Origin of the sequence: Tardiphaga sp. 813_E8_N1_3, assembly GCF_051811025.1 — a bacterium.
Classification (GTDB): Bacteria; Pseudomonadota; Alphaproteobacteria; order Rhizobiales; family Xanthobacteraceae; genus Tardiphaga.
Map to the genome: position 1 here is coordinate 5,943,328 of NZ_JBPWQE010000001.1, position 22,639 is coordinate 5,965,966.

20 protein-coding genes, 1 tRNA gene and 1 pseudogene are annotated in these 22,639 nt (G+C 60.3%); 13 read left to right on the forward strand and 9 right to left on the reverse strand.

Translation table 11 applies throughout. From position 1 onward, the window contains the following. Positions 1-5 precede the first annotated feature (5 nt). Genes AB8A33_RS28185 through AB8A33_RS28200 form a run of 4 tightly spaced genes read left to right on the forward strand, consistent with a single transcriptional unit; the run spans position 6 to position 1,876 of the window. Positions 6-401 carry a hypothetical protein gene (locus AB8A33_RS28185; protein WP_439095763.1) on the forward strand — a complete coding sequence of 132 codons (396 nt, stop codon included), beginning with the start codon at positions 6-8 and terminating at the stop codon, positions 399-401. A 36-nt stretch (positions 402-437) separates the two neighbouring features. Beyond that, positions 438-902, forward strand: a complete 465-nt coding sequence (locus AB8A33_RS28190) for a rod-binding protein (RefSeq protein ID WP_439095764.1) — start codon at positions 438-440, stop codon at positions 900-902. A gap of 33 nt (positions 903-935) precedes the next feature. Continuing rightward, complete coding sequence (locus tag AB8A33_RS28195) at positions 936-1,427, forward strand: hypothetical protein (protein WP_439095765.1); 492 nt, start codon at positions 936-938, stop codon at positions 1,425-1,427. Continuing rightward, complete coding sequence (locus AB8A33_RS28200) at positions 1,424-1,876, forward strand: hypothetical protein (RefSeq protein WP_439095766.1); 453 nt, start codon at positions 1,424-1,426, stop codon at positions 1,874-1,876. Before AB8A33_RS28195 ends, AB8A33_RS28200 begins: the two co-directional genes overlap by 4 nt. 169 nt (positions 1,877-2,045) lie before the next feature. On the opposite strand, the gene AB8A33_RS28205 is transcribed toward AB8A33_RS28200, so the two are convergent. Then, positions 2,046-2,759, reverse strand: coding sequence for a response regulator transcription factor (locus AB8A33_RS28205; protein ID WP_116659879.1), 714 nt, complete (start codon positions 2,757-2,759; stop codon positions 2,046-2,048). 901 nt (positions 2,760-3,660) lie between these two features. Beyond that, positions 3,661-4,545, reverse strand: a complete 885-nt coding sequence (locus AB8A33_RS28210) for a hypothetical protein (protein ID WP_439095767.1) — start codon at positions 4,543-4,545, stop codon at positions 3,661-3,663. Positions 4,546-5,079: 534 nt separating this feature from the next. Between AB8A33_RS28210 and AB8A33_RS28215 the strand changes: the two genes are divergently transcribed. Both AB8A33_RS28215 and AB8A33_RS28220 read left to right on the forward strand, forming a co-directional pair. Then, entirely contained in the window at positions 5,080-5,427 is a 348-nt protein-coding gene (locus tag AB8A33_RS28215) for a hypothetical protein (RefSeq protein WP_439095768.1), read from the forward strand. An 898-nt stretch (positions 5,428-6,325) separates the two neighbouring features. Then, positions 6,326-7,318 carry a glycosyltransferase family 1 protein gene (locus tag AB8A33_RS28220; protein WP_439095769.1) on the forward strand — a complete coding sequence of 331 codons (993 nt, stop codon included), beginning with the start codon at positions 6,326-6,328 and terminating at the stop codon, positions 7,316-7,318. 76 nt (positions 7,319-7,394) lie between these two features. On the opposite strand, the gene AB8A33_RS28225 is transcribed toward AB8A33_RS28220, so the two are convergent. Further along, positions 7,395-7,471: transfer RNA gene (locus tag AB8A33_RS28225), tRNA-Arg, on the reverse strand. A 384-nt stretch (positions 7,472-7,855) separates the two neighbouring features. Here AB8A33_RS28225 and AB8A33_RS28230 point away from each other — a divergent pair. The 3 genes from AB8A33_RS28230 to AB8A33_RS28240 all read left to right on the forward strand — a co-directional run bounded on the left by AB8A33_RS28230 (position 7,856) and on the right by AB8A33_RS28240 (position 11,021). Then, the gene (locus AB8A33_RS28230; RefSeq protein ID WP_439095770.1) at positions 7,856-8,668 is read left to right on the forward strand and encodes a class I SAM-dependent methyltransferase; all 813 of its coding nucleotides are present in this window, start codon (positions 7,856-7,858) and stop codon (positions 8,666-8,668) included. Between the two features lie 186 nt (positions 8,669-8,854). After that, entirely contained in the window at positions 8,855-9,820 is a 966-nt protein-coding gene (locus tag AB8A33_RS28235) for an amidohydrolase family protein (protein ID WP_439095771.1), read from the forward strand. Positions 9,821-9,932: 112 nt separating this feature from the next. Further along, positions 9,933-11,021, forward strand: coding sequence for an acyltransferase family protein (locus AB8A33_RS28240; RefSeq protein WP_439095772.1), 1,089 nt, complete (start codon positions 9,933-9,935; stop codon positions 11,019-11,021). An 8-nt stretch (positions 11,022-11,029) separates the two neighbouring features. On the opposite strand, the gene AB8A33_RS28245 is transcribed toward AB8A33_RS28240, so the two are convergent. The 5 genes from AB8A33_RS28245 to AB8A33_RS28265 all read right to left on the reverse strand — a co-directional run bounded on the left by AB8A33_RS28245 (position 11,030) and on the right by AB8A33_RS28265 (position 15,356). Beyond that, on the reverse strand, positions 11,030-11,530 hold the full coding sequence (locus AB8A33_RS28245) for a hypothetical protein (protein ID WP_116659886.1): 501 nt from the start codon (positions 11,528-11,530) through the stop codon (positions 11,030-11,032). Positions 11,531-11,576: 46 nt separating this feature from the next. Next, positions 11,577-11,753, reverse strand: coding sequence for a hypothetical protein (locus AB8A33_RS28250; RefSeq protein ID WP_439095773.1), 177 nt, complete (start codon positions 11,751-11,753; stop codon positions 11,577-11,579). 207 nt (positions 11,754-11,960) lie between these two features. Beyond that, a complete protein-coding gene (locus AB8A33_RS28255) occupies positions 11,961-13,022 on the reverse strand; it encodes a polysaccharide deacetylase family protein (protein ID WP_439095774.1) in 1,062 nt (353 codons plus the stop codon). A 115-nt stretch (positions 13,023-13,137) separates the two neighbouring features. Then, positions 13,138-13,542: a YccF domain-containing protein gene (locus AB8A33_RS28260; RefSeq protein ID WP_093757646.1), complete on the reverse strand. Its 405-nt coding sequence runs from the start codon at positions 13,540-13,542 to the stop codon at positions 13,138-13,140. A 92-nt stretch (positions 13,543-13,634) separates the two neighbouring features. Next, positions 13,635-15,356, reverse strand: a complete 1,722-nt coding sequence (locus AB8A33_RS28265; protein ID WP_439096090.1) for a putative bifunctional diguanylate cyclase/phosphodiesterase — start codon at positions 15,354-15,356, stop codon at positions 13,635-13,637. Between the two features lie 612 nt (positions 15,357-15,968). Here AB8A33_RS28265 and ssuD point away from each other — a divergent pair. From ssuD to AB8A33_RS28285, 4 genes and pseudogenes are all read left to right on the forward strand, one after another. Further along, positions 15,969-17,126 (forward strand): FMNH2-dependent alkanesulfonate monooxygenase, encoded by a 1,158-nt coding sequence (gene ssuD / locus AB8A33_RS28270; RefSeq protein ID WP_439095775.1) that lies wholly within the window; start codon positions 15,969-15,971, stop codon positions 17,124-17,126. 18 nt (positions 17,127-17,144) lie between these two features. Beyond that, positions 17,145-17,951: an aliphatic sulfonate ABC transporter permease SsuC gene (gene ssuC, locus AB8A33_RS28275; RefSeq protein WP_068729785.1), complete on the forward strand. Its 807-nt coding sequence runs from the start codon at positions 17,145-17,147 to the stop codon at positions 17,949-17,951. A 239-nt stretch (positions 17,952-18,190) separates the two neighbouring features. Next, a pseudogene (locus tag AB8A33_RS28280) lies at positions 18,191-18,835 on the forward strand (ATP-binding cassette domain-containing protein); the annotation flags it as partial. 25 nt (positions 18,836-18,860) lie between these two features. Further along, positions 18,861-19,463, forward strand: coding sequence for a flavin reductase family protein (locus AB8A33_RS28285; protein WP_231078779.1), 603 nt, complete (start codon positions 18,861-18,863; stop codon positions 19,461-19,463). 944 nt (positions 19,464-20,407) lie between these two features. On the opposite strand, the gene AB8A33_RS28290 is transcribed toward AB8A33_RS28285, so the two are convergent. After that, positions 20,408-22,633 (reverse strand): CHASE2 domain-containing protein, encoded by a 2,226-nt coding sequence (locus tag AB8A33_RS28290; RefSeq protein WP_439095776.1) that lies wholly within the window; start codon positions 22,631-22,633, stop codon positions 20,408-20,410. Positions 22,634-22,639 lie beyond the last annotated feature (6 nt).

Consider the following 22,639-nt stretch of genomic DNA (forward strand, 5'->3'; position numbering starts at 1 on the left):
AAGCCATGCAGAAGCGCGACCGCAAGATTCGTCGTATCGCCGCCGTGCAGGCCAGGCTGCACCGGATTGCCGAGTGGCAGCTGATGGAATGTCAGGCACGGGAGAACCAGCTCGAGGAAAAGCAGCGTGTCATTCTCGAAGGTTTCAATGACGAGAGCAAACTTCCGGACCTCGCCGTGCAGACGGCGAGCCAGAGTTTGCGCGCGGCGAACATCGAGCAAGGCGTCGTGGCCAAGACCAGGGAAAGGCTGGCGGCGCATGCGCGCGATGAAGGCCGCAAGCTGAAACACGCGCTGAAGATGATGAAGTCGGCGGTCGGACGCACGGTTCGGGCCGACGAAAAACGGGTTCTGGACGACGAAATCGACAAGGCCGTACGGCGGTCGATCGAGGGAGCATAGACCGATGGGAATTCTGACAGTTACGCAGGGTATGTCATGACAGTCGCCCCGGTATCGAACGATCTGATCGCGGATGTCATGAAGGCGGCCGATCCGGCCGCCCAGCGCGTAGCGGCGACCAGGCTCGAGCGGATGGCGCCGGCAGACAAAGCGAATTTTGCATCCGCGATCGCCGAAGAGTTCGCTGCGGGGCAGACGGCGCAGAGCGCGACGGCTGCCTCGATCAGCGGCGGAGAGGTCGCGACGACGGCGGTCATCCGGAAGGCAGAAGGAAGCAACCCAACTTATCGCAAGTTCGAAGCCTTCGTGTTGCAGATGTTCGTGGAGACGATGCTGCCGAAGGACGCCGAGGATGTATTCGGCAAGGGCACTGCCGGCAATATCTGGCGTTCGATGCTGGCCGAGCAGATCGGCAATGAAATGGCCAAGGGCAATGGCGTCGGCATCGCCAAGCAACTGGCCAAATCGCGCCCGACATCGGCTCCCACTTCCGAAGGCTAACGGCCGATTCCGGCCATGACAGTAGAGATCGACATGGAACAGATCGAACAGCAGACTTCAATCATCACCGTCGAGGCGCAGGCTCTGGCCTTGCCCGGGAATGACCTTCCTGAATCGGTGGCGCAGGAAGCCCTGATTCTCGGCGACGCGGACGATGTGCCTGGCCAATGGCTCGGCACCCAAAGCAGCGCGCTGACCGCGATCGATCGATTGAAAGCGACCATCGATGAGGAGACGGAGAAGCTTGAGGTTCGCGCCGTAGTGGATTTCGACGGCTTCAGCCAGCGAAAGAACCGTGGTCTGCTTGAGCTGACTCGCGCGATGCGGCTGACTCAGGACATCAAGAATGATCCGCGCGTCACGCCGCAACTCACGCTGTTGCGCGCCAGCCTGATCCGTAATCAAGCTGCATTGCAGATCCATCTCGATGCAGTGCGTGAGGTCTCAGCCATCATCGCGCGTTCGATCCAGGAGGTTGAATCGGACGGCACCTACTCACTGGCGATCGCAGGCAAGCGCAAATGATGAAGCTGCTGATCACGGGCATTTGGGCCTGCCTCGTCACTGTGGGTACCAGTTTCGGGATCTCCTACTGGAAGGAGACTGCGGCCGCATTGCCCGCGAAGCAGGATCAACCTGAAGGTCTGGTTTATGAAAAGATCAAGGTGATCAATGTGCCGATGATCGCCGACGGCAGCGTTCAGGGCTATATCGTCACCCAGCTCGTCTTCACTGCTAACGCCAAAGTCCTGCGTCAGCTGCCGGTGCCGCCGGAGCCGTTCGTCGTCGATGAAGCATTCCGTATGATCTATGGCGATCAGAAGCTCGATTTCAAGAATCTCGGCCGTTACGACCTCACACAGTTTGCACAGGCCGTGCGCGCGCAGGTCAATAAGCGTCTGCAGACGGACGCGCTGCAGGAAGTCCTGGTGCAGGATTTCAACTATGTGTCGAAGGATCAGATTCGCCGCTAATACTACAGCGAGTGGTCATTGCTGTGGTACGGTGATACACGATGACATGGCGTGGTGGATGTGTGGTACTTCGTGTTGCGCGAGAAGCTCTGTGCCTTGCACAGCAGTTCGAGGAGGCGGTGGACGCCAACGCCGTGGTCGGCGTCCTCTTGCGCGTAAGGCGTGAGCCTTAGTTCGCCTTTGAAACAGGCGCTTCGTTAGCGGGACGAGACTTCAGATCGTCCAGCCGGTAACCCATGTAACGCTTCGATTCGATCGGGTCGAAGCCGAGATGATCGCGTAGCTTCTTGCGTAGCTTGCTCACATGGCTTTCGATCACATTCTCATCGAAGCTGGCATCGAACAGACCGTAGATGGCGTTGAAGAGCTGGGTCTTCGTCAGCCATTTACCCTGATGTCCGACCAGGTGTTCGAGAATGCGTAGTTCGCGTCGTGGTAGCACCAAAGTGCGACCGGCGACTTCAGGGTCGCGGCCATCGAGAAAGACACGAATCACGCTCGTTTGTGCCGGTTCATGCTGATCGATGGTACGGCGGCGAATAACTGCCGTTCGTGCCATGATCTCGCGGACATGGACCGGCGCGTGAACGACGTCATCGACGCCAGCTTCGAACAACTCAATGGTCTGCTTGAGGTGCTTCAGGCTGTTGAGCGCAATGATCGGCGCCCGTGACCTGTTGCGGATACTGGATGGGATGCTCGTCCGATCCGGACAATCGCCCAGCAGAAAGGCCCGAATGACAGTTAAATCATTACCAACGGCACATTCCAGCCAATCGCGAAAGTCTGTAGACGTGAAGCCAATCGATACAACCCCTTCGCGATCAAACCCGGCCGCATAGCCTTGTGTGACGCCCTCTCGGTCATCGATTACAACAAACATATTAATCCCCTGCGTGTTTCGCCTTGATATCGTTATGGGGTCGAATTAGGCGCACTCGCCCCATTTTTGTCTTGAAGACGCAACACAACAGTTACTTGAGCGGATGGATGGGCCTTTGATCGGTGCGCTGACTTGCAATGGGGGCCCGGTCGCTTTTTACGGGATACCCAGTGCTGTGATGCGGTCAGCTCACGTTGTCCGGCTTGCATTCATCCGTAGTTTCAGAGAGCTCCCTCTCGCTATGTGAACACGACATGACATCTCATGGTCGTGCACGGTCGGTGGCAGAACCGAGCCAGCGCAAATGTCAAAACTGGGGAAGTGGCTGATCGCGTGCCGTGTCGTCGATATCTGGCGCTTTGATCGGCTGGACTTGCCCGAGTTATCACACACGCGAATCGGCATACTGATCATCAAAATGATACCGCATCATCAAGTAATCGAGGTGCACAAATTTGCAAAGAGTCGTGCTTGCAAACCATGCAGTTGAAGCAAACTAACAAGTGGATAATTCATGAAGAGCGACGAATTTGTCGGGGCCTTCTTGCATCGAACTATCTCACAGCGTGCCGTCACGGACGCAATCGCGACTTCACCGGTTTGAACCAGTGCAGTACCACACGGCAAAACGCATCGATTATCGTGCGCGGACATATAGAGTGCGAGTCTGTTCGTCATGTGCGGGGCAGCAACATGCGATTACGTGGGCCCGATATCAGCCGGCATCGGCCAATACTGACATCCACTCTCAGGAGCGGGTCATGTAGGGCACTCGGATCGCGCGATGCGAATCCGAAGCTGCCGATCTTGTCGGCGGCGTCCTTGGTAGTCATCCAGCGTGTCACGAGCATCCTGCCTGTGCGTGGCCGTAAGTATCAGTCACTCAAATCGAGGCATCAATTCAGCGACCTGAAAGGATGACGCCTCTGCTGGTCAGAACCTGCCAGCGGTTGTTTTCGTTCTTGATTTCCTGGATTCGCCCGAGAGCAGGGACATCCTGCCCCGGCACGACCTCAATCACACCGGTTTTGCCCTCAAGCACGGCGACGCCATCATAGGCGCGGCGCACGTGCCAGCCGGGAATAACGTCGCGTGACGTACTTGCTGGCCGTTGCGCCTGAGGCTGCACCGTGCCGGTGATGTCGGGAGCGTTCGCCAGCGTAGCCGCGACCTGTACCGCTTGGGTTTTCTCGTCAGCAATGCGTGCAAATTTTGCAGCCAGGGCCGCCTGTTCACGCTCGGCGCGATCCTGTGCGCGGTTTGCCTGTTCGGCGGCCTGCGTACGGGCTGCTTCAACGGCAGCGCGACTGCTAGCCACATCGCCGGTCACGTCTGCAACTTGCCGTCGTAGCTGCGCGACGGAATCGCGAATGCTGCGAAGATCTGCATCGGATACGGCTGAAGATGTCATCGGCCGCAGGAACAGATAGGCAATTGCGCCAGCGGAAACGACCGTTGACAGGCCGACGACCATTGCCAGGGAGAAGAACGGAGCTTTCCATGCCGGCGATTGTAACGGTCTTGCGACAATACGGGCCGGCGGCACAGTGAAGCGCACCTTTGACTTGATCGGCTCTTCGAGGGTGGAAGCGCGAGCGCGTTGCATATTTGCCCGCGCTTCGCTGGCGAGACGCTCGTCGATCGCGGCGGCAGCGGCGACATGAGGTTTTGGCTTGGAGTGTGAATTCGGTGATTGCTCACGAAACAGGCTGCCGTTTTCCACAGCGCTTGACCGTGAATCCGACGGTATCTTGGACATCGTCATGCTGATCTTTGCATTGGTCATGACTGTCTGCAGCGGCAATCAAATCGTAAGAGCGGCGTAACAAGCGAAGCTTGCGCGAAGCCGTCGCGGCGCGTGTCTGAACAAATGATCAACTGAAGGAGGCTGCACATCGCGGACCGATGCGGATTTTCTGGTCGGTGATCATGCGATCGAGTGATGCCGCGCGGGCTGACACGTAGTGCACAAGAGCGCAAAGTCATCGTGTAGTTATTTGTGTGGTAATCGTGTGGTCGTCGGCTTCTGGTCGATGAGCTTCTCGTCGTCGCGGGGCGGCAGTTTGATGGAAAGCGTGCCGGGCGGGCGCATGCATCCTTGATGAAATGCGACGCAACCAAATCAAAGAAGAGCCAAACAATATTGAAATTGATTCATAAAAATATAGATGAGCAGGGCCGCTTCACTCGATAGTCAATGAGATCGAATCGGTAAACTGCGCATTGAGTTAAATGCCGGATGTCCTGATAATAGATCGGTAGGGGCTATTCATCGGTTGATGAAGTGGCGTTTTAAGAAACCGACACTATTGCCGTGGCCATGGATATCGATCTCAAAAGCCTTCGCGATTACGTGAAATTGTTGAAAGCCGAACGGCAGGATTCGCCGATCGGCAAGATCAAATCGGGCGCGACTGAAATTATTCGAAAGAACCTTCGGGAATTGGAGCGGATGCATCGTGAAGACGGCGCAACGTGGACCGAAATTGCTGCGGGCCTTGCTGCGCAGGGTGTCACCCAGGGGGATGGTCAGCCCATCACCGGCCGGCGCCTGACAGCCCTGATGCATAATATCAGGGTGCAGGAAGAGCGGGGCCTTGCCCGGGAGAAGGCGCTCGTTGATGCGCCTGATGAGGAGCGGCCCGAGCCACAAGGCAGTAGCGACTGACGCGTCGTTGCGAATTATCAATTAGACCCATTCAAAATGATGGGTCTTGTTGATGGCATTCTGCCACGACTGTCGTCGAAGTGGATCGAGTTGAAAGAGGGCCGGCATGGTGCTCTCGCCGCGTCGGACTGCGGCGTGCGCTCCGCCTTTGGCGCCCGCTCGACGTCAACTAGCTTGTGCAACGACCCGGTGATTTTTGAGGGTGTCTTCGGAGCCGCATAGTGAAATTGTGCGGCCCTGTTCGTCAGTTCCGACTGCTCAAACCGTCATTCCACGTATCGATGTTCGGCCACGGCCGGCCTGATATCATGCTTGATCGGCCTCATGACTAACCAGGCAACGCTCCACTCCGAAGCGCGCTCAGGATGTTGTGGTCCATTATATCTTGCACAGGATGTGTCGACAGCGCGTGATGCGCTGAGCTGACGACATGGAATGCGAATGGTGGCGCCACGCCGCCTATCGAGGGGTCTCGCAGCGGCAACGGTCATCAGGCGCAGCAGGTGAAAATCGGAAATGCCCGAGCGACCTTCAACAAGTCGAGCAGCGGTCCCCCAAGCCCGACGCAGCAAGCGGGTGAAGGGTGTCCGATCGCAGGTGGCTCTGGGAGGGGCCAAAAGGCGCCTTGAGGCTAGCTCGCCAAAAACGCTTGCAAGCTGGGCATGTTACAGCCTTCTTCGCCCTCGTCAGACGCGTTTTTTTGTTGCATTCATGCCGTGTCGCGCATCAATCCGTGATGGCGATACCCGTTCTATTGCAACTCCTGTGAGCTGGCCTCGTCTGTTAAGGAATTCCATCGGTGAGCGCGACGGCTGAAAGCCCAAATAGGACGAGACCGAGAATCCTCGAATTGGGCTCCTGGCACTACTGCAAGGACGTCTATCCCGAAGAGACGGATGTGCTTTGGACGGGGGAACGTCCGATCCCTCGCGGGCGAGCGGCGAAAGGCTTCGCCGACTGCACGCCCTGGCGATTCATCAAGGCGATGCGTGAGGCGCGACGCGGGAAATACGACCTGATCATCGTCTATATGCCGCTACGCCCGGCGTGGCATCCGCGCTACTGGCTACGCGCTTTCTTCCGACAACCGCTTCGCCCGCTCTCCGCGATGACAAGAGTGTTCGGCGTCTCCTGGCTACGATTCGTGAAGCTTCCCGTGCCGATCGCTGTTCTGGATATGAACGACGCCTTCATTGTGGGCTCGCATAACTTCTTTCTGCTCGACAAGGCTGCCGCGGCTTTCAAGCGCGAACTTCCCGTCGATCGGTGGCATATTCTCTGCCACTCGGCCCATCCGGCACTTCCGACGCGACGCATACGGCGCAATCGGCGCTGGAACGAACGTCTGGCGAAAATACGTCCCATTTCGCTTCCTGCAGCAAGGATCGATACCGATGGCGAACCTCCGGAAAAAACGTCTGACGTGTTTTTCGTTGGCGAAGTCGCGGAAAATTCGTGGGTGCGCCGTGTCGGTCTTTCAGAACTCGAGGCGTTGAAAAGCAAGGGCCTCAAGATCGATATTCCGCATGAGAGGCTACCGCATGACGAATTCCTGCGGCGGCTTTCGAGCGCATGGCTGGCCTGGTCACCGTCGGGCTATAGCTGGGAGTGCTATCGGACCGCCGAGGCGGCGCAGTGCCTGACCGTGCCGGTTCTCAACTATCCGACGGTCGAGCGTCACGCGCCCGTTCGAGAGCACGAGCATGTCCTGCTGTACGACGTAACCCCGGGCAGTCTGTCGGCCGTGATCGAGCGCGGACTGAGTGACAAGCCGCGTCTGCGCCAGATGGCACTGGATCTGCGCGAGCATGTTCGCCAATATCATCTGCAGGACGCGATGGTCGATTATGTCATCGACGAGACGCTGCGGGCGGATGGTCGAACGGCTTAACGGAAGCAAAGCTCTGAGGCGCAATCCGTTAGGCTTGACCCCGCCGCCATGCCGTCTAGCGCGGCGCGGCAAAATCTGGCGCACCCGACACGATTCGAACGTGTGACCTTTGCCTTCGGAGGGCAACGCTCTATCCAGCTGAGCTACGGGTGCTTGAGGGTCCATTTAGCCGATTGGCCGGGCGGCGGCAACGGCTGGCCGGGGCGGTTTTGAGCGAAAACGGCTCGGTTGGAGGGGGCGTTGCCCTCTTTCAGGCGACGGTCACGCGTTCGAAGCGGGCCTGGATGCGCAGAAGCGCTTGCGCCGCTGGCGTGGGGGTATTTCGCGCGGGCGAGGGGACCAGGTTACTCCCCGTGATTGTCCCGGAACCTCGTCCATTTGCTCAATCACGCTGTGTTTGGCAACGGGACGTCGTCCGATCGCGAATACTGAACCTAGACCAAGAGCCGAGTGACATAACTGCGGCTACCCAGGCGCCATTCTGCGAACCGACCAAGGGCGCCGGCCGTTCCCATGTCGAACATCGGAGGACGTCCCATGAATGCGAACCAGGCTCTTTGGGAGAAAGGCGATTTCACCCGTATCGCGGAGACGATGCGCGCCAGCGGCGAGGCGCTCGTTGCGTCGATCGGGGTCACGCGCGGAAGCAATGTGCTCGATCTTGGATGCGGAGACGGCACGACAGCGCTTCCAGCAGCAAGAGCCGGGGCAAACGTCACGGGTATCGATATTGCACGCAATCTGGTGGAGGCCGGCAACAGGCGCGCGATGGCGGAAGGGCTTACGTGTCGCTTTCAGGAAGGCGATGCGTCGAATCTGAAAGATATCAAGGACGACAGTTTTGATCTCGTTGTCAGCGTCTTCGGCGCGATGTTCGCGCCCCGGCCATCGGATGTTGCCAGGGAAATGGTTCGCGTCACGCGGCCTGGCGGCCGGATTGTGATGGGAAACTGGATCCCGAACGATCCCACTTTGGTGGCGCAGATCCTCAAGATCAGTTCGTCCTATTCGCCTCCTCCACCGGAAGGGTTCGTAAGTCCCATGACCTGGGGTCTCGAGGACAATGTTGTCGAGCGCTTCACGTCGGCGGGCATTCCGAAGCCAAATATCTCATTCGCTCGTGACTCCTTTGAATTCAACTTTGCTGGAACGCCGGCAAAGTTCGTCGACCAGTTCAAGGCATATTACGGACCGACCATGAATGCCTTCGATGCGGCTGAAAAAGACGGTCGCGCCGACACCTTGAAGGGAGAGCTTGTAAAGCTCTTCGAGAGTCAGAATAGAAACTCTGATCCTTCTACGACATCGGTGAAGGCGACGTTCCTGCGCGTGACCGTCCGCAAACCGTGACATGACTGCGAGCGAGCTGCTGCACAGTCAATTTGGCATGGGGCTGTGCAGCAGGAGGGCAATCCCCGTCGTCTTCGCTTTGCAGCATGTGGAAGCACCCTTGCGCATCGATCGCGAAACGATCACGTTGGCCTCAATCAAGTGAACGCCGGCCCAAAATGGCGTCACGACATCAGGGAGGAACCAATGTTCACAAGACGCGGTGTTCTGTTCTCTTCAATCGCGGGAGCGGTCGTGCTCAGCAATAGATTTGCGGTTGGCAAGGCCGCGCAGCCGGCGACGCCGGTGAACTTTCAGGTGCCTGCGGACGCCTGCGACTGTCATACCCATATTCATGGCGATCCCGAAAAATTCCCGTTCTTTGCAGGTCGCGTCTACACGCCCGAACTGGCGTCGCCGGAGGAAATGGCGGCGCTGCACAAGGCACTCGGCGTCAAGCGTGTGGTGATCGTCACGCCCAGCATCTACGGCACCGATAATTCGGCGACCCTGTTCGGCATGAAGGCGCGCGGCAACGATGCGCGCGGCGTTGCTGTCATCGATGACAAGACGTCGGAGAGCGAGCTCGACGCGATGAAGGCCGCCGGCATTCGCGGTATGCGGATCAATCTTGCGACCAGCGGTGTGAGCGATCCCGCCATCGGCAAGCAGCGTCTTATGGGCGCGATCGAGCGTATGAAGGCGCGCGGCTGGCACATCCAGATGTTCACCAATCTGCCATTGGTATCCGCGATCAAGGATGTCGTTGCCAGTGCGCCGATGCCGCTGGTGTTCGATCATTTCGGCGGTGCGGAAGCTAGACTCGGACCGGATCAGCCGGGCTTTGCGGACCTGCTCGACCTCGTCAAAACCGGCAATGCCTATGTGAAGATTTCCGGGGCCTATCGTGCTTCGACGCAAGGGCCGGATTTCCCCGATGTTGCACCGCTGGCGAAGGCGCTGATCGCCGCCAATCCGGAGCGGATCATCTGGGGCACCGACTGGCCGCATCCGGATTCGGTGACACCGCCCGGCAGGAAGCCGACCGAGGTCACGCCGCTCTATCAGATCGACGATGGCCGCCTGCTGAACCAGCTCGCGGTGTGGGCGCCCGACGCGGCACTTCGCAAGACAATCCTGGTCGACAATCCCGCGCGGCTCTACGGCTTCTGATTGCTGGCGTCACCTCGCCGCCTTCTTTGTCCCGCAAGAGTTCCAGATCGGCGGAACTCTCGTCTCTGCCAGAGGTTTGCCCCCGACCGCGACGGGCGGTCTAGGGAGCCCCATGCTGTCAAATCTGCAGGTGTTGCGCGGCATAGCTGCCCTCGGTGTGGTGTTCTTCCACACCGGCTACAAGTTCGCGGGCGATTGGCACACCGAATTCTTCGGGGTCTCCACCTTCTTCGTCATCTCCGGCTTCATCATGTGTTTCATCACCCGGAAGGGCGATGACGATTTTCTCGCCAAGCGCCTGGAGCGGATCGCACCGCTCTATTGGCTGTGCACAGCCGTCCTTCTTGTCGTGATGTTCGGATCTGCTCTGTTTGAGGCCGCGACATGGGCAAAGCCGCTGGATGGCCGTTCGTCCGAGCCGCTCTGGGCCTATGTCGGCCGCAGCCTGATGTTCGCGCCGATCGGCGACAAATATCCGATCCTGAATGTCGGTTGGTCGCTGAATTACGAGGTGTATTTCTATGTGATCTTCGCAGCAGCGCTTACGATCAGCCGCCGTCTGGCGCCGCTGATCGTTGTCGGATGCCTGGTGGCGTTGAACTATGCCGCGGCCGCGGTCTGCACGGCGGCTGCCTGCCACTATCTGTCCTTCGATTATACGAAATTCTTCATCGCCGGGATCGCGATCTTCTATGCGCTGCAGGTCTTTGCTCCCGCCGCGCCACAACGCGCCATTGTCTGGATCGGCGCCGCACTTGTCACACTCTGCTATGGGTCGCAATTCGTGGGGCCGCTATGGGCAAACAGCGTCACACCGTCGGTTTATATGGCGCTCGCCGCAACCGCGCCGGTCGTGATCGTCGCGAGTGCGCTGTTTGTCGAGTATGCCGGCGGTGCCATAACCTGGCAGCCGCTGATTCTGATCGGCAATGCGTCCTACGCCATCTATCTCACGCATCCGATCGTTTTCGACGTCATGAAAACAGGTAATGAGCGATGGCTTCAGCTGCCGACGCCCGAAGCATCGACAATGATGATGCTGTGCTACGTCGCCATAGCCGGCAGCGCGGGCATCATCGTGCATCTCACCATTGAAAACCCGCTGCTTCGCGTGATCAGGCGCAGACGGCAGCCGGGCATTAAGGCACTCGCGTCAGGCGGTGGGCTTGATGCCGTCGGTCGACAGCATCAAGCCGCATAGGTTCTGGGTCAGCTCCGGATCATATTGATCGAGACGTCGCGGATCTGGCCCTTGGAGCTGATCGAGACCAGCTGCTTGTTGCCCTTGGTCGTCAGCGTCAGGTTGGCGGCGAAGCCGGCGGCCTCGACGAAGACATCGATCTGGCCACCGCCGGCGCTACCCTGCAGGTTGCCGAAGATATTGCGGCTGGCCTCACCCCATGTGCCGGTGACCTGACCGCCCTGACTCTTCACATCGCTGCTGAGTTCGAACTTGTAGCTGTCGCTGGCGCAGCGCAGGGACTGTTTCAGCGCGGTCCCGCCAACGACATTGTAAGTGGCGCGGCAACGGATCTGCTCCGAGGAGCCATCCGACAGCGACACGGTGCCGCTGCCGCTCCACGATCCGTCAAAGCCGGCAAAAGGGCTCGCTGACTGGGCCTGGCTCGCCGTCGCCGATAGCATCAGGATTGCGCCGACAGTGGCGGCCTTGAGCGTGTGTCCGATCAGATTTGCGCTGAATGAGGTCATGGTGATGGCTTTCTGTGTCTGGGGATGTCGGAGGGGAGGGGGGCGATCAGGCGCGACGCGTGAGCGTCAGATAGGCGAATTTCGCCGTCGCCGTCTCAGAGGCGATCTCCGCGCCATTGTAGGAAAAGGTGCCGATGCCCGGCAGGTCGTTCATCGCGGTGCCGGAGAATGACGGGCCGGCAAAGGCAAACGAGAAGGCGACGATGAAACCGATGATGCGCATGTGACTGTCCCTGTTGGGCGGCGCTGTGTGCCGCTTCGTTGGACAGATGGATAACCATGCCCGGTTTCAGGCGGTCTGCGTCGAGGTGGATAATGGTTTCGTCGGGGGATCGTTTTGTTTCGCCGCGCGCCTTGCCACGAAACACAAAAAGGCCGGGGCAGCGGTGCCGCCCCGGCCTCGATTGGGTCAACCCGAGTGGATCAGGTGCTAGTCGACCGTCTGGATCACGTTGGAAATCGGGCGCGCATTGCTGGTTTTCACCGGCTGAAGCTCGGCGGCGATGGCGGCGTCATAGCTTGCGATCGTCGGCAGCGTGTCCTTGGCGCGGATATGCACGACCTTGTAACCGCCGGCCTTGAGCTGGGCCAGCAGGTCCGGCACGGCGGCAGCGGACCACTTGTGCAGGTCATGCATCAGGATGATGCCTTTGCCCTTCTTCTTCAGCTTTTCCATCACCGAGGCGACCAGCTTGCCGGAGTTATGGATGCGGAAGTCCTCGGAATCGATGTCGATGGAGAAGGCGGCGATGTTGCGCTCGGCGAGATAGGCCTTCAGCTCCGCATTCTGGCGCAATTGCGGGAAGCGGAAGAACGGCGACAGCGGCTGACCCGCCATCAGGGTGATGGCGCTGATGCCGCGCTCGATCTCGTCCTTGGCTTCCTGCGGCGTCTTGCTCGCCAGGTTCTGGTGCGACCAGGTGTGGGTGCCAACCGAATGGCCGGCGGCGATCACCTGCTTCAGCACCGCGGGATGCCAGGTGGCATGTTTGCCGATCGGGAAGAACACGGCCTGCACGCATTGCGCGCTGAGCGCAGCCAGCACGGCGGGCGTGGTCACCGGCCACGGGCCGTCGTCAAAGGTCAGCACGACTTCGCCGGGCTGCAGGAAGTCGTAGTCGCGATATTGCGACATGCCGAGGCCGGGGCCGCCGGTGGTGTCGATCTGTACGGTACGCGACACGCCGAGCGCGTTCGGATTGTTGCAGACGGGCTTGGCGATGGTCGGGCGCTTTTCGACCGGGGAAGCTGCGGGCATGGCAGCCGGTGCGGCCGCCACGGCCTGTACGCGTGGCGCTGGCTCGGCAGGCGCGGTCGATGCGCCCGGCTTCGCGGCGCGCGTGTCGATCGAGGCGGTCGTCAGCTCGCTCTTGTCAGCTTTTGCCTTGGCTGTTTGTGCAGGGGCGGGGCCGAAAAGATGCCAGGCGCCAGCGCCCGCGGCGACAACCGCCGTGAAAGAACCCGCAACGATCAAAAAAGGAAGCTTACGCATATTCACTCCGGCGTCCGAGGCCCACCTCGTTTCACCATTGAGCGAAATAGTTAATCACGCGTATGCGCGACGCACTCTCAACGAGAAAATTTGAATTTGTTCAACGCAATGCGCGTTAGGCCGGTACGATGACCTTACCGATCGGCCAGAGCGCGATGCCGGCGAGCTTCAGATGCGCCCAGGCAAAGGGAATGCCGACGATGGTGATCGCCAGGGCCAGCGCCGCGAGGAGATGGCCGATCGCCAGCCACCAGCCCGCCAGCACGAGCCAGATGATGTTGCCGAGGAGGCCGAAGACGCCGGTGCCGATGTCGCCGCGGCCAGTGACGGCCTCGCGGTCAACGGCGCGCTGGCCGAACGGCAGCAACGTATAGGCGGCGATGTTGAAGGCGGCGCGGGCCCAGGGCAGGCCGATGATGGTGATGGCCATGACGACGGCTGCGATCAGCCAGCCAACCGCCATTCCCAATCCGCCGAACACGATCCAGAGGATATTCAGAAACAGCGGGACGACGGGCATGGGGGCTCTCTGGTGATGCGCAGCGTGGTTTTCAGTCCCTTAACAGATGGGATGTGGTTGCGGGATGACAATGACGGGGAGAGGGCGGTGCCTCAATATCCCCTGCCGCCGGCGCGGGAATAGGCCGGGCGGGCATCCGGTGCCGGGCGAGCCGATGATGCGCCGCGCACGTCGCTACTGGTGCGCGCCTGTGGCTGCAGTTCTTCCAGAAAGATCGGCTTGGAGAAATAATAGCCCTGCGCATAGCGGATCTTGGTCGCGGCCTGAAGATAGGCCAGTTCCTCGAAGGTCTCGACACCTTCGGCGATCACCGTCATGCCGAGCGCTTCGCTGAGCGACTCGATGGCGCGGAGGATGCCCTGGCTGCGCGGGCGCTTGTGGATGTCCGTGATGAAGGAGCGGTCGATCTTGATCTCATCGGCGGTGATATCCGCTAGCGCGGACAGCGACGAATAGCCGACGCCGAAATCGTCGATGGAGATGCCGACGCCGAGTGCGCGGAACATCGGCAGGATATCGTCCTGGAAATGCGTCTTGGCGACGAATGCGTCTTCGGTCACTTCGACCATGAAGCGCGTCGGGCAGCCGGTCTCCTCGATCGCCCTTGCAAAGGCGCGCATGAATTCCGGATTGCCCGCCTGTTTGGCGGCGACGTTGATGCTGATAGTGGCCGTGGCGCCGAAGGTCTCGTCGATCAGGTCGATCGACTTCATGATCTCGGCGAGCACCAGATGGGTGAGCTCGTCAATCAGGCCGAGTTCGACGGCCAGATTGATGAAGGTGCTGGGCGCCTGGATCACGCCATCGTCGTTACGCAGCCGCACCAGGGCCTCGATACCCTTGATCTCCAGGCTGCGGATATCGACCTTCGGCTGAAACGCGCAGCAGAACCGCTTGTCGAGAAGCGCCAGCCGCAATGACTGTTCGGTGGCCATGCGGGTCAGCGCCTCGCTCTCCATGCTGGAGTCGAAGAACACGGCAGCGCCCTTGGTTTCATTCTTCACGCGATACATCGCGATATCGGCGTTCTGATGCAGTGCGTCGTAGTTGCGGCCGTGTTCAGGATAGAGGCTGACACCGATCGAGGCGGAGGCGAATATTTCGGAGCCGTCGATGAAGAACGGCGCACGCAGCCGCTGTACCAGCAGCTCCAGATATTCGGCGACCTCCTGCTGGCTCTGGATCGGGTTCAGTAGCAGCAGGAATTCATCGCCGGAGATGCGCGACAGCATGTCGGTGCCGCGCAGGTCGAGCGCCAGCCGCTTGGCGAACTGTACCAGCAGCGCATCACCGACGCTGTGACCGTAATAGTCGTTGATGTGCTTGAAATTGTCGATGTCGAGGAAGGCCAGCGCGAAATGTGATGTCTCGCCGGAATGGCCGATGATGTCGCCGACATGTTTCTCGATCACGCGCCGCGTCGGCAGATCGGTCAGCTCGTCGTAATAGGCGCGGCGAAACAGCTCCTCTTCCATCTCTTTCTGCCGGCTCACATCGATGGCGCTGGACAGCAGCACGCTGCGGTCACCGATTCGCACCGGGCGATGTGTGGTCAGGAACACCCGCCTGTCGCGTTCGGAATTGACGCGTTCCTCGAACACTGCGGAGCGGCCGGACTGCAGCAGGTCGAGCGCGGTCATGCGTCGATGCGTCAGTGCCTGCACCAGAAAATCCGATTGCGGATCGGGTCTGTTGAATTGGTCTGCCGATGCATTGAACTGGATTGCCGCGGCATCATTCACCAGCAGAAAGTCGCCCTGATCGTCTTGCACAGTGACGGAGGCCGGCAGCATGCGTACGATCTCGCGCAGCATCTCCAATTCGTGCCCGGCATCGCTATCCACGAATCCGGTCGCAGCCTCGGTAGAAGAGGTTACGGTCGGGCGGTCGCTGTCCATTGGAGAGGCCGACGAGCCTGGGGCGGATGCATTCTGCATGGTGGCCGAGCTTCGCAAAGCGCCTTGTCGATTTGGTTAAATCGGTTCGCAAAACGCGGGTAGTTGTGTAAATGCCGCACGATTTGGAGCGGTAGCGGTGCTGACGTCATTAACAAAGCGTCAATGACGGCGGCGAAAGCGCCAGATTGCTCAATGACGGCCTGCACGATCATTCTCATGATGAGCCTTTGAGCAAAACAATCTGAATGTCACACACCGCGATCTCAGCATGAAATTCTCCGCTCAGTCGCACTGATCGCCGGTCGGGCCCTTGCATTCCGACCCACGCGGTTGTGATCGCTGCGGGATGCAAGATTGGCGGAGAAAAATGCGCTGCATATGCCCGGAAGTTTGAAAGGAACGTCTCGTCATTGACGTAAGTCACAGTGCGCACGTCGCTATTTTCCCGGGCCACTCGACAGACTTATGTCATGACACCATCCTCTCGCGGTGCCGCAATGGTCGCCCGATGCGAGAGAGACGTCACCGATGAGCAATCCATCCAAAGCCAATGTTCTCTGGTTCCTGCCGACCCACGGCGATGGACGCTATTTGGCATCGACCCATGGTGCGCGCGAGATCGACTTTAAATATCTCCGTCAGATCGCGCAGGCCGCCGATCAGCTGGGCTATTTCGGCGTGCTGCTGCCTACGGGGCGCAGCTGCGAGGATTCATGGGTGGTCGCATCCGCCGTAGCCCCGTGGACTGAACAGCTTCGCTATCTCGTCGCCGTCCGGCCGGGCCTGCAATCGCCGAGCGTCGCCGCGCGCATGACCGCGACGCTGGACCGTGTCACCAACGGTCGTCTCCTGATCAATGTTGTGACCGGCGGCGATCCCGTCGAGAACAAGGGCGATGGCATCTTCCTGCCGCATGACGAGCGCTATGCCGTCACCCGCGAATTCCTCAACGTCTATAACGACCTGCTGGCCGGCAAGACTGTCAATGTCCAGGGCAAGCATATCCAGATCGAGGACGGTCGACTTATCTTCCCGCCGGTGCAGTCGCCGCGCCCGCCACTGTATTTCGGCGGCTCGTCGGATGCCGGCATCGATGTTGCGGTGGACACCGTCGACAAATATCTCACCTGGGGCGAGCCGCCGGCGCTGGTCGCCGAGAAGGTCGCGCGGGTGAAGGCTGCTGCCGAAAAGCGCGGTCGCAAGCTGTCGTTCGGCATCCGTCTTCATGTGGTCGTGCGCGAGACCAACGAGGCGGCATGGAAGGCTGCCGACGAACTCATTCAATATGTCACCGATGATGTCATCGCCAATGCGCAGAAGACATTGGCCCGGCAGGACTCGGTCGGCCAGCAGCGCATGATGCAGCTGCATGGCGGACGTCGCGACAAGCTCGAGATCAGCCCGAATCTCTGGGCCGGCGTTGGCCTCGTGCGCGGCGGCGCCGGTACGGCGCTGGTCGGCGATGCGCAGACGGTGGCGGCGCGCATCAAGGAATATCAGGACGTCGGCGTCGATACGTTCATCATGTCCGGCTATCCGCATCTCGAGGAAGCCTATCGCTTCGCCGAGCTCGTCTTCCCGCTGCTGTCGCTGCAACAGCACGACAACGTCACATCGCTACGGACGCGCACCGGCCCGGTCGGTGAAATCGTTGCCAATGAGCACCGCGCGCAGAGCGCCTCGTAATTCCGACAGGCACCCATCATGAGCATTGTTGAAATCCTCCCCCGCGTACGCAGCTTTCGCCTGCCGCGCATCGATGGCCTGACCCAGTGGATCGTGCCACTGGTCATCCTGCTCGTCTGGCAGGCCGCTTGCGTGACCGGCTACGTGCCGGCGCGGGTGATGCCAGCGCCGACGGATGTTGCCTTGGCCGGGTGGAAGCTGCTGGTCTCGGGCGAACTCGCCCAGAATATCTGGGTGTCGTTCTGGCGTGCATCCGTCGGCTTCCTGATCGGCGGCAGCATCGGCTTTGCCTTCGGCCTTGCCAACGGTCTGTCCCAGCTCAGCAGCAAGCTCACCGACACGACGCTGCAGATGGTGCGCAACGTGCCGCATCTGGCGCTGATCCCGCTAGTGATCCTGTGGTTCGGCATTGATGAGTCGGCCAAGCTGTTCCTGGTCGCGCTTGGCGTATTCTTCCCGATCTATCTCAACACGCTGCACGGCATTCGCACGGTCGATCCGCAGCTGATCGAGATGGGCCGCATCTATGGCATGCGCAACAGCGAATTGTTTCGCCGCGTGATCTTCCCGGGCGCGCTGCCGTCGATCTTCGTCGGCGTGCGCTTTGCGCTCGGCATCATGTGGCTGACGCTGATCGTGGCCGAAACCATCGCGGCCTCGTCGGGCCTTGGCTACATGGCGATGCAGGCGCGCGAATTCATGCAGATCGACGTCGTCGTCCTCAGCATCCTGATCTACGCCCTGCTGGGCAAGGTCGCCGACAGCGCCTCGCGCGCGCTGGAACGGCTGACATTGTCCTGGCATCCGGCCTTTCAGAAACATTGAGCGAAATTCGCAAGCGAGAATTTGAAATGACCGTGCAACAGTCTCTTCGCCTCAGTCATGCCGATGCTCAGGTCATCGATGCGCCCGTCGATTTCGAACAGGCCCTCGCCACGCAGGTGCGGCGCCCGTCCGAGCAGAAGTCCCGTGGTCTGTCGCTCACCATCCGCGGCCTCCGCAAATCCTTCGGCAGCAATGAAGTGCTGCGCGGCGTCGACCTGCATATTCCTGCCGGCCAGTTCGTGGCCATTGTCGGCCAGAGCGGCTGCGGCAAGAGCACGCTGCTCCGCCTGATCGCAGGCCTCGACGCGCCGACCGCCGGCACGATCAGCTTTGGTGAGGAAACCCGCGCGGAGGACATCCGCGTGATGTTCCAGGAACCGCGCCTGTTGCCATGGGCCAGCGTGCTCTCGAATGTGGAAGTTGGCTTGGGGACGGACCGGACATCGGCCGATGCCAAGGCGCGCGCTGAAAGCGCATTGACGGAAGTCGGTCTTGCCGAAAAGCGCGATCAATGGCCGTCCGTCCTGTCAGGTGGCCAGAAGCAGCGTGTCGCGCTGGCGCGGGCACTGGTCAGTCATCCGCGCGTGCTGGCGCTCGACGAGCCGCTCGGTGCACTCGATGCGCTGACGCGTATTTCCATGCAGCAACTGCTCGGCCGCGTGTGGCACGACCAGACCTTCACCTCGATTCTGGTGACGCATGACGTGTCCGAGGCCGTGGCATTGGCTGATCGTGTGCTGGTGATTGAAGACGGCCGTATCGCGCACGATATCAATGTCGATATCGCCCGGCCGCGGCAGCGTGGTTCGGCAGATCTTGCGGCGCTGGAAGGTTCGATCCTGCGCAATCTGCTCGGCCCGGGAGCCGACGCCACTGGCTTGTGAGACTATTGTGACCTGCGAGGCTGCCATGAATTCCGTCGTTCGTAACATCACCGTCGATCGCGAGATTTCTTCCGATCGCGAGGTCTCTTCGCAGGAATTCCGCGGCGCCATGCGGGTGCTGGCTGGCGGCGTCAGTGTGATTACCGTCGGGCGTGGCAAGGACATTACCGGCATGACGGTGACGTCGGTCTCGTCGCTGTCGGTCGATCCGCCGACGCTGATTGTTAGCGTCAACCGGGAGTCGTCGTCCTGGCCGCTGCTGCAGCGCTACGGCGCCTTCGGCGTCAACATCTTGTCGGCCGATCAGCTCGATGTGGCCGAGCGGTTTTCGGGCAAGGGCGGATTGAAGGGTGCAGAACGTTTCGTCGGCGCGCAGTGGGTGACCCGGGCAACCGGCGTGCCGCTGCTTGCCGGCAGCCTGGCGGCGATCGATTGCGACGTCGAGGAAGTCATCGAGCGCCACTCCCACGCCATCGTCATCGGCCGCGTCCGTGATGTCATCACCTCCGTCCCGCATACCGCGCTGACCTATTGGGACGGGCAATATGTGGCGATCGACCAGAACGAAGACAATCTGAAGCTCGCCGAAGTCAGCGTACCCAGCATGCGGGCGCTGCGGGAGATCTGACGCGCCGCCGTCGTTCCGTTTCGTCGTTCTCAAACACTCTGAGTGGGGGAGCGGGGAAGCCCGACATGTTCATCCCCATCGTCATTCCGGGGCGCGTCGCCGGCGAAGCCGGCAGAGCGCGAACCCTGAGTTTCCACTGTCATTCCGGGGCACACGAAAGCGGCGAAGCCGCTGAAGTGTAAACCCGGAATCCGGGAGTGTTCAGCGCAAAACAGGTCGGGATTCCGGGTTCGCGATACGCCGCCTTCGGCGTCTCCTCGCGCCCCGGAATGACGGGTGTGGCCGAGGTTGCGTCAAACATTTTTTCCTATCTTCCGTTGACAGTATCTCCGCAAGGTTTATATTCCCCTCTGTCCTGCCCCACCGAGAGGGGCGATCGCGATCGTCACGTTCGCGGGGTGGGATGCGGTGGACGCCGGAGATGCGGCGTCACGCGGTTCACGGGTGACGTCTGTCTTCGGGCAGGACGGATCTGCGCCAGCACTGCCACTGGCAAGGAGACGACCGACCTTGCGATGGAAAGACCCCTGGACAGTGTGACGGACGACCAAATCGAAACGCGTCCGGCCTATTCGCTTGAGGCTCCCTTCCCATCGCCTTGGGACTTTAATTCGGTGATCGGATCGTTCGCTGAGGCAAAGTGCAAGCAACCGAAAAAACACCGCAGGCGGAACGTCGGGCAATCGCTCGGCGCCTCCGAAAGTCCTGATGCACTCACAATTGCGGAAGACCGCATTCGCATCAGGCCCAAGGGTGCAACGGGCACCCGACGTTCCGCACGCCCTCTCACAGGGGGCGGGAATGCGAAACACGACGGCGTCCCCGCGCCGCAAACAACAGGGGTGATGACGCATGTCTGATGAGCGGTGGCTGTTTGAAGTTCAAAGTGGCTGTTTGAAATTCAAACGATCACTGAGCCAGCGGTCGCGTCCCGAAATGACGGCTCACTTCGTCAGCAATGCAAACGAGCCGTTCCAGTCCGCCGGCGGCGGGTTCTCTTGATAGGCGCGGATGCGTTTCTCATAGAGCTCGTAGAGCTTCTCGAGCGCATTCGCGACATCGGAATTGCGACCGCGCTCGATGGCGAACAATGCGTCGTCCCAGTCGCGATTACGATAGCAAGCCAGCATCTCGATGGTCAGATTGCGCAGCGTCTGGAAGCGTTCCGAATGCGTCACGTCCTCCCGTCCGGCGATGGCGTAGATCACTTCTGGTTCTTTCTTGCCTTTCACCATGATGAAGTCGAGTTCGAGAATGGCGAACTTGTCCTTGGCGGAGAGCGCGGTTTTCGAGCCGACGATGATCGGGAAGCCGTATTCCTTTGACTGGCCTTCGAGACGCGAGGCCAGATTGACACTGTCGCCGAGCACCGAATAATCGAAGCGCAGGTCCGATCCCATATTGCCGACCACGCAGCTGCCGGTATTGAGGCCGATGCCGACATTGATCGGGATGTAGACGTGGCCGCCGTTCTCGGCCTCGGTCTGGCGCAGCTTGTTCAGCGCGTCGATGCGATCCAGCATGTCAAGCGCGGCGTGACATGCATTGATCTGGTGCTGATCGTCGTCGATCGGCGCATTCCAGAATGCCATGATGGCGTCGCCCATATATTTGTCGATGGTGCCCTTGCGATCGAGGATTGCATTGGTCAACGGTGTCAGAAAGCGGTTCATCAGCGTGGTCAGGCCATGCGGATCGTGCTTGTAGGACTCGGAGATGGTCGTGAAGCCGCGCACGTCCGAGAACATGATGGTCATCTCGCGCTCCTCTCCGCCAAGCACCAGCTTCTCCGGCGATTGGGCGAGCTGAGCCACCAGCGCCGGCGACAGATACTGGCTGAAGGCCGAGCGGATGCGACGGCGCTGCGCCTGCTCGCGCACGAAATTGCTGAAGATAAGCGTGAGATAGATCAGCGTGGTCGAGAACAGGGGATAGGTGAAGTCGATCAGCAGTCGATGCTTCGTATAGAAGTACCAGGACGTGCCGGCGAGTAGTGCGGCAAACACCGACCCCATGATGACCAGCGTCACCGGGCCGAACATCGGTGCCAGCGAGATCACCACGACACCAAGCAGCAACGCGATGCCGAGCTCGACGGCGATCGCATAGTTCGGTTGCGAGAGCACCTGCCGTGTCAACGCGCTTTCCAGCACCTGCGCGTGCACTTCGACGCCCGGCAGCACCGGATCGATCGGGGTTGTCTTGACGTCGAGCAATCCCACCGACGATGTCCCGATCAACACCAGCTTGCCTGCAATGGCACCGGGCGGGAAGCTGCCGTCGAGTACATCGGACGCCGGAATGTATATTGACGGATCGTGCTTTGCGAAATGCACCCAGAATTGTCCGTTGCGATCGGTCGGGATTTGCAAGCCCTTGACCGCGATGCTGCGAATACCCGCATCGTCCGATCTGGTCAGAATGGTATCCGTACCTGTGGCAACGCGCAGCATTTCGAAACTCAGTGATGGCAGCGTCATGCCCTGAGCCTGCATCAGCATCGGCACGCGCCGAACGATCGCGTCACGTTCGGTACGAATGGTCAGCAGACCGCGGCCGGCTGCAGCGGATTCCAGCGTCGATACGTTGCGGAGCAGCCCCGGAAAATTGATCATGTACGGGGCAGGATCGCCGCCCAGCATGGCGAGCCCCGTCAGCGGCAGCGAATTATCCAGCGTCTTGACCGGGTTGGGCAAGCCCGATTCACCCAATACCACACGCGACTGCCTTATCGCCTGTGCGAGTATCGCGTCATTGCTCGGAAGCGCGCGGAGCTTGGCCCGGGTCTCTTCATCGAGGCCCTGAAAGAAATCTGCGGCAATCGCCGGCGTCATTCGGTCCGGTTCGGGAAACACGATGTCGAACGCGATCACCACCGCACCGGCGCGTGTCAGCTTGGTGACGAGTTCGGCAACACGGGTGCGCGGCCACGGCCATTGACCGTCCTTTGCGAGACTCTTTTCGTCGATATCGACGATCACGACAGGTCTTGCCGTTTTCACCCGCGGCTCGATCACCTGATAGGTGTCGAAAGTCCGCATGCGCAATTCCTCGATCGCCGAAGGATCTGTGATACGCAGCAATGCGAGGCCCAGCAGCAACACGACGCAAAATGCCCGCGCCCGCCCAAACTTCTGCGCCAGCCGTCTTACTCGCCGCATGCGCTTCATGGGTGC

Excerpts from the sequence above, each read along its gene's own strand:
- AB8A33_RS28185 (WP_439095763.1), top strand. The coding sequence starts at position 6 with ATGCAGAAGCGCGACCGCAAGATTCGTCGTATCGCCGCCGTGCAGGCC.
- AB8A33_RS28190 (WP_439095764.1), top strand. The coding sequence starts at position 438 with ATGACAGTCGCCCCGGTATCGAACGATCTGATCGCGGATGTCATGAAG.
- AB8A33_RS28195 (WP_439095765.1), top strand. The coding sequence starts at position 936 with ATGGAACAGATCGAACAGCAGACTTCAATCATCACCGTCGAGGCGCAG.
- AB8A33_RS28200 (WP_439095766.1), top strand. The coding sequence starts at position 1,424 with ATGATGAAGCTGCTGATCACGGGCATTTGGGCCTGCCTCGTCACTGTG.
- AB8A33_RS28205 (WP_116659879.1), bottom strand. The coding sequence starts at position 2,759 with ATGTTTGTTGTAATCGATGACCGAGAGGGCGTCACACAAGGCTATGCG.
- AB8A33_RS28210 (WP_439095767.1), bottom strand. The coding sequence starts at position 4,545 with ATGACCAATGCAAAGATCAGCATGACGATGTCCAAGATACCGTCGGAT.
- AB8A33_RS28215 (WP_439095768.1), top strand. The coding sequence starts at position 5,080 with ATGGATATCGATCTCAAAAGCCTTCGCGATTACGTGAAATTGTTGAAA.
- AB8A33_RS28230 (WP_439095770.1), top strand. The coding sequence starts at position 7,856 with ATGAATGCGAACCAGGCTCTTTGGGAGAAAGGCGATTTCACCCGTATC.
- AB8A33_RS28235 (WP_439095771.1), top strand. The coding sequence starts at position 8,855 with ATGTTCACAAGACGCGGTGTTCTGTTCTCTTCAATCGCGGGAGCGGTC.
- AB8A33_RS28240 (WP_439095772.1), top strand. The coding sequence starts at position 9,933 with ATGCTGTCAAATCTGCAGGTGTTGCGCGGCATAGCTGCCCTCGGTGTG.
- AB8A33_RS28245 (WP_116659886.1), bottom strand. The coding sequence starts at position 11,530 with ATGACCTCATTCAGCGCAAATCTGATCGGACACACGCTCAAGGCCGCC.
- AB8A33_RS28250 (WP_439095773.1), bottom strand. The coding sequence starts at position 11,753 with ATGCGCATCATCGGTTTCATCGTCGCCTTCTCGTTTGCCTTTGCCGGC.
- AB8A33_RS28255 (WP_439095774.1), bottom strand. The coding sequence starts at position 13,022 with ATGCGTAAGCTTCCTTTTTTGATCGTTGCGGGTTCTTTCACGGCGGTT.
- AB8A33_RS28260 (WP_093757646.1), bottom strand. The coding sequence starts at position 13,542 with ATGCCCGTCGTCCCGCTGTTTCTGAATATCCTCTGGATCGTGTTCGGC.
- AB8A33_RS28265 (WP_439096090.1), bottom strand. The coding sequence starts at position 15,356 with ATGCTGCGCGAGATCGTACGCATGCTGCCGGCCTCCGTCACTGTGCAA.
- ssuD (WP_439095775.1), top strand. The coding sequence starts at position 15,969 with ATGAGCAATCCATCCAAAGCCAATGTTCTCTGGTTCCTGCCGACCCAC.
- ssuC (WP_068729785.1), top strand. The coding sequence starts at position 17,145 with ATGAGCATTGTTGAAATCCTCCCCCGCGTACGCAGCTTTCGCCTGCCG.
- AB8A33_RS28285 (WP_231078779.1), top strand. The coding sequence starts at position 18,861 with ATGAATTCCGTCGTTCGTAACATCACCGTCGATCGCGAGATTTCTTCC.
- AB8A33_RS28290 (WP_439095776.1), bottom strand. The coding sequence starts at position 22,633 with ATGAAGCGCATGCGGCGAGTAAGACGGCTGGCGCAGAAGTTTGGGCGG.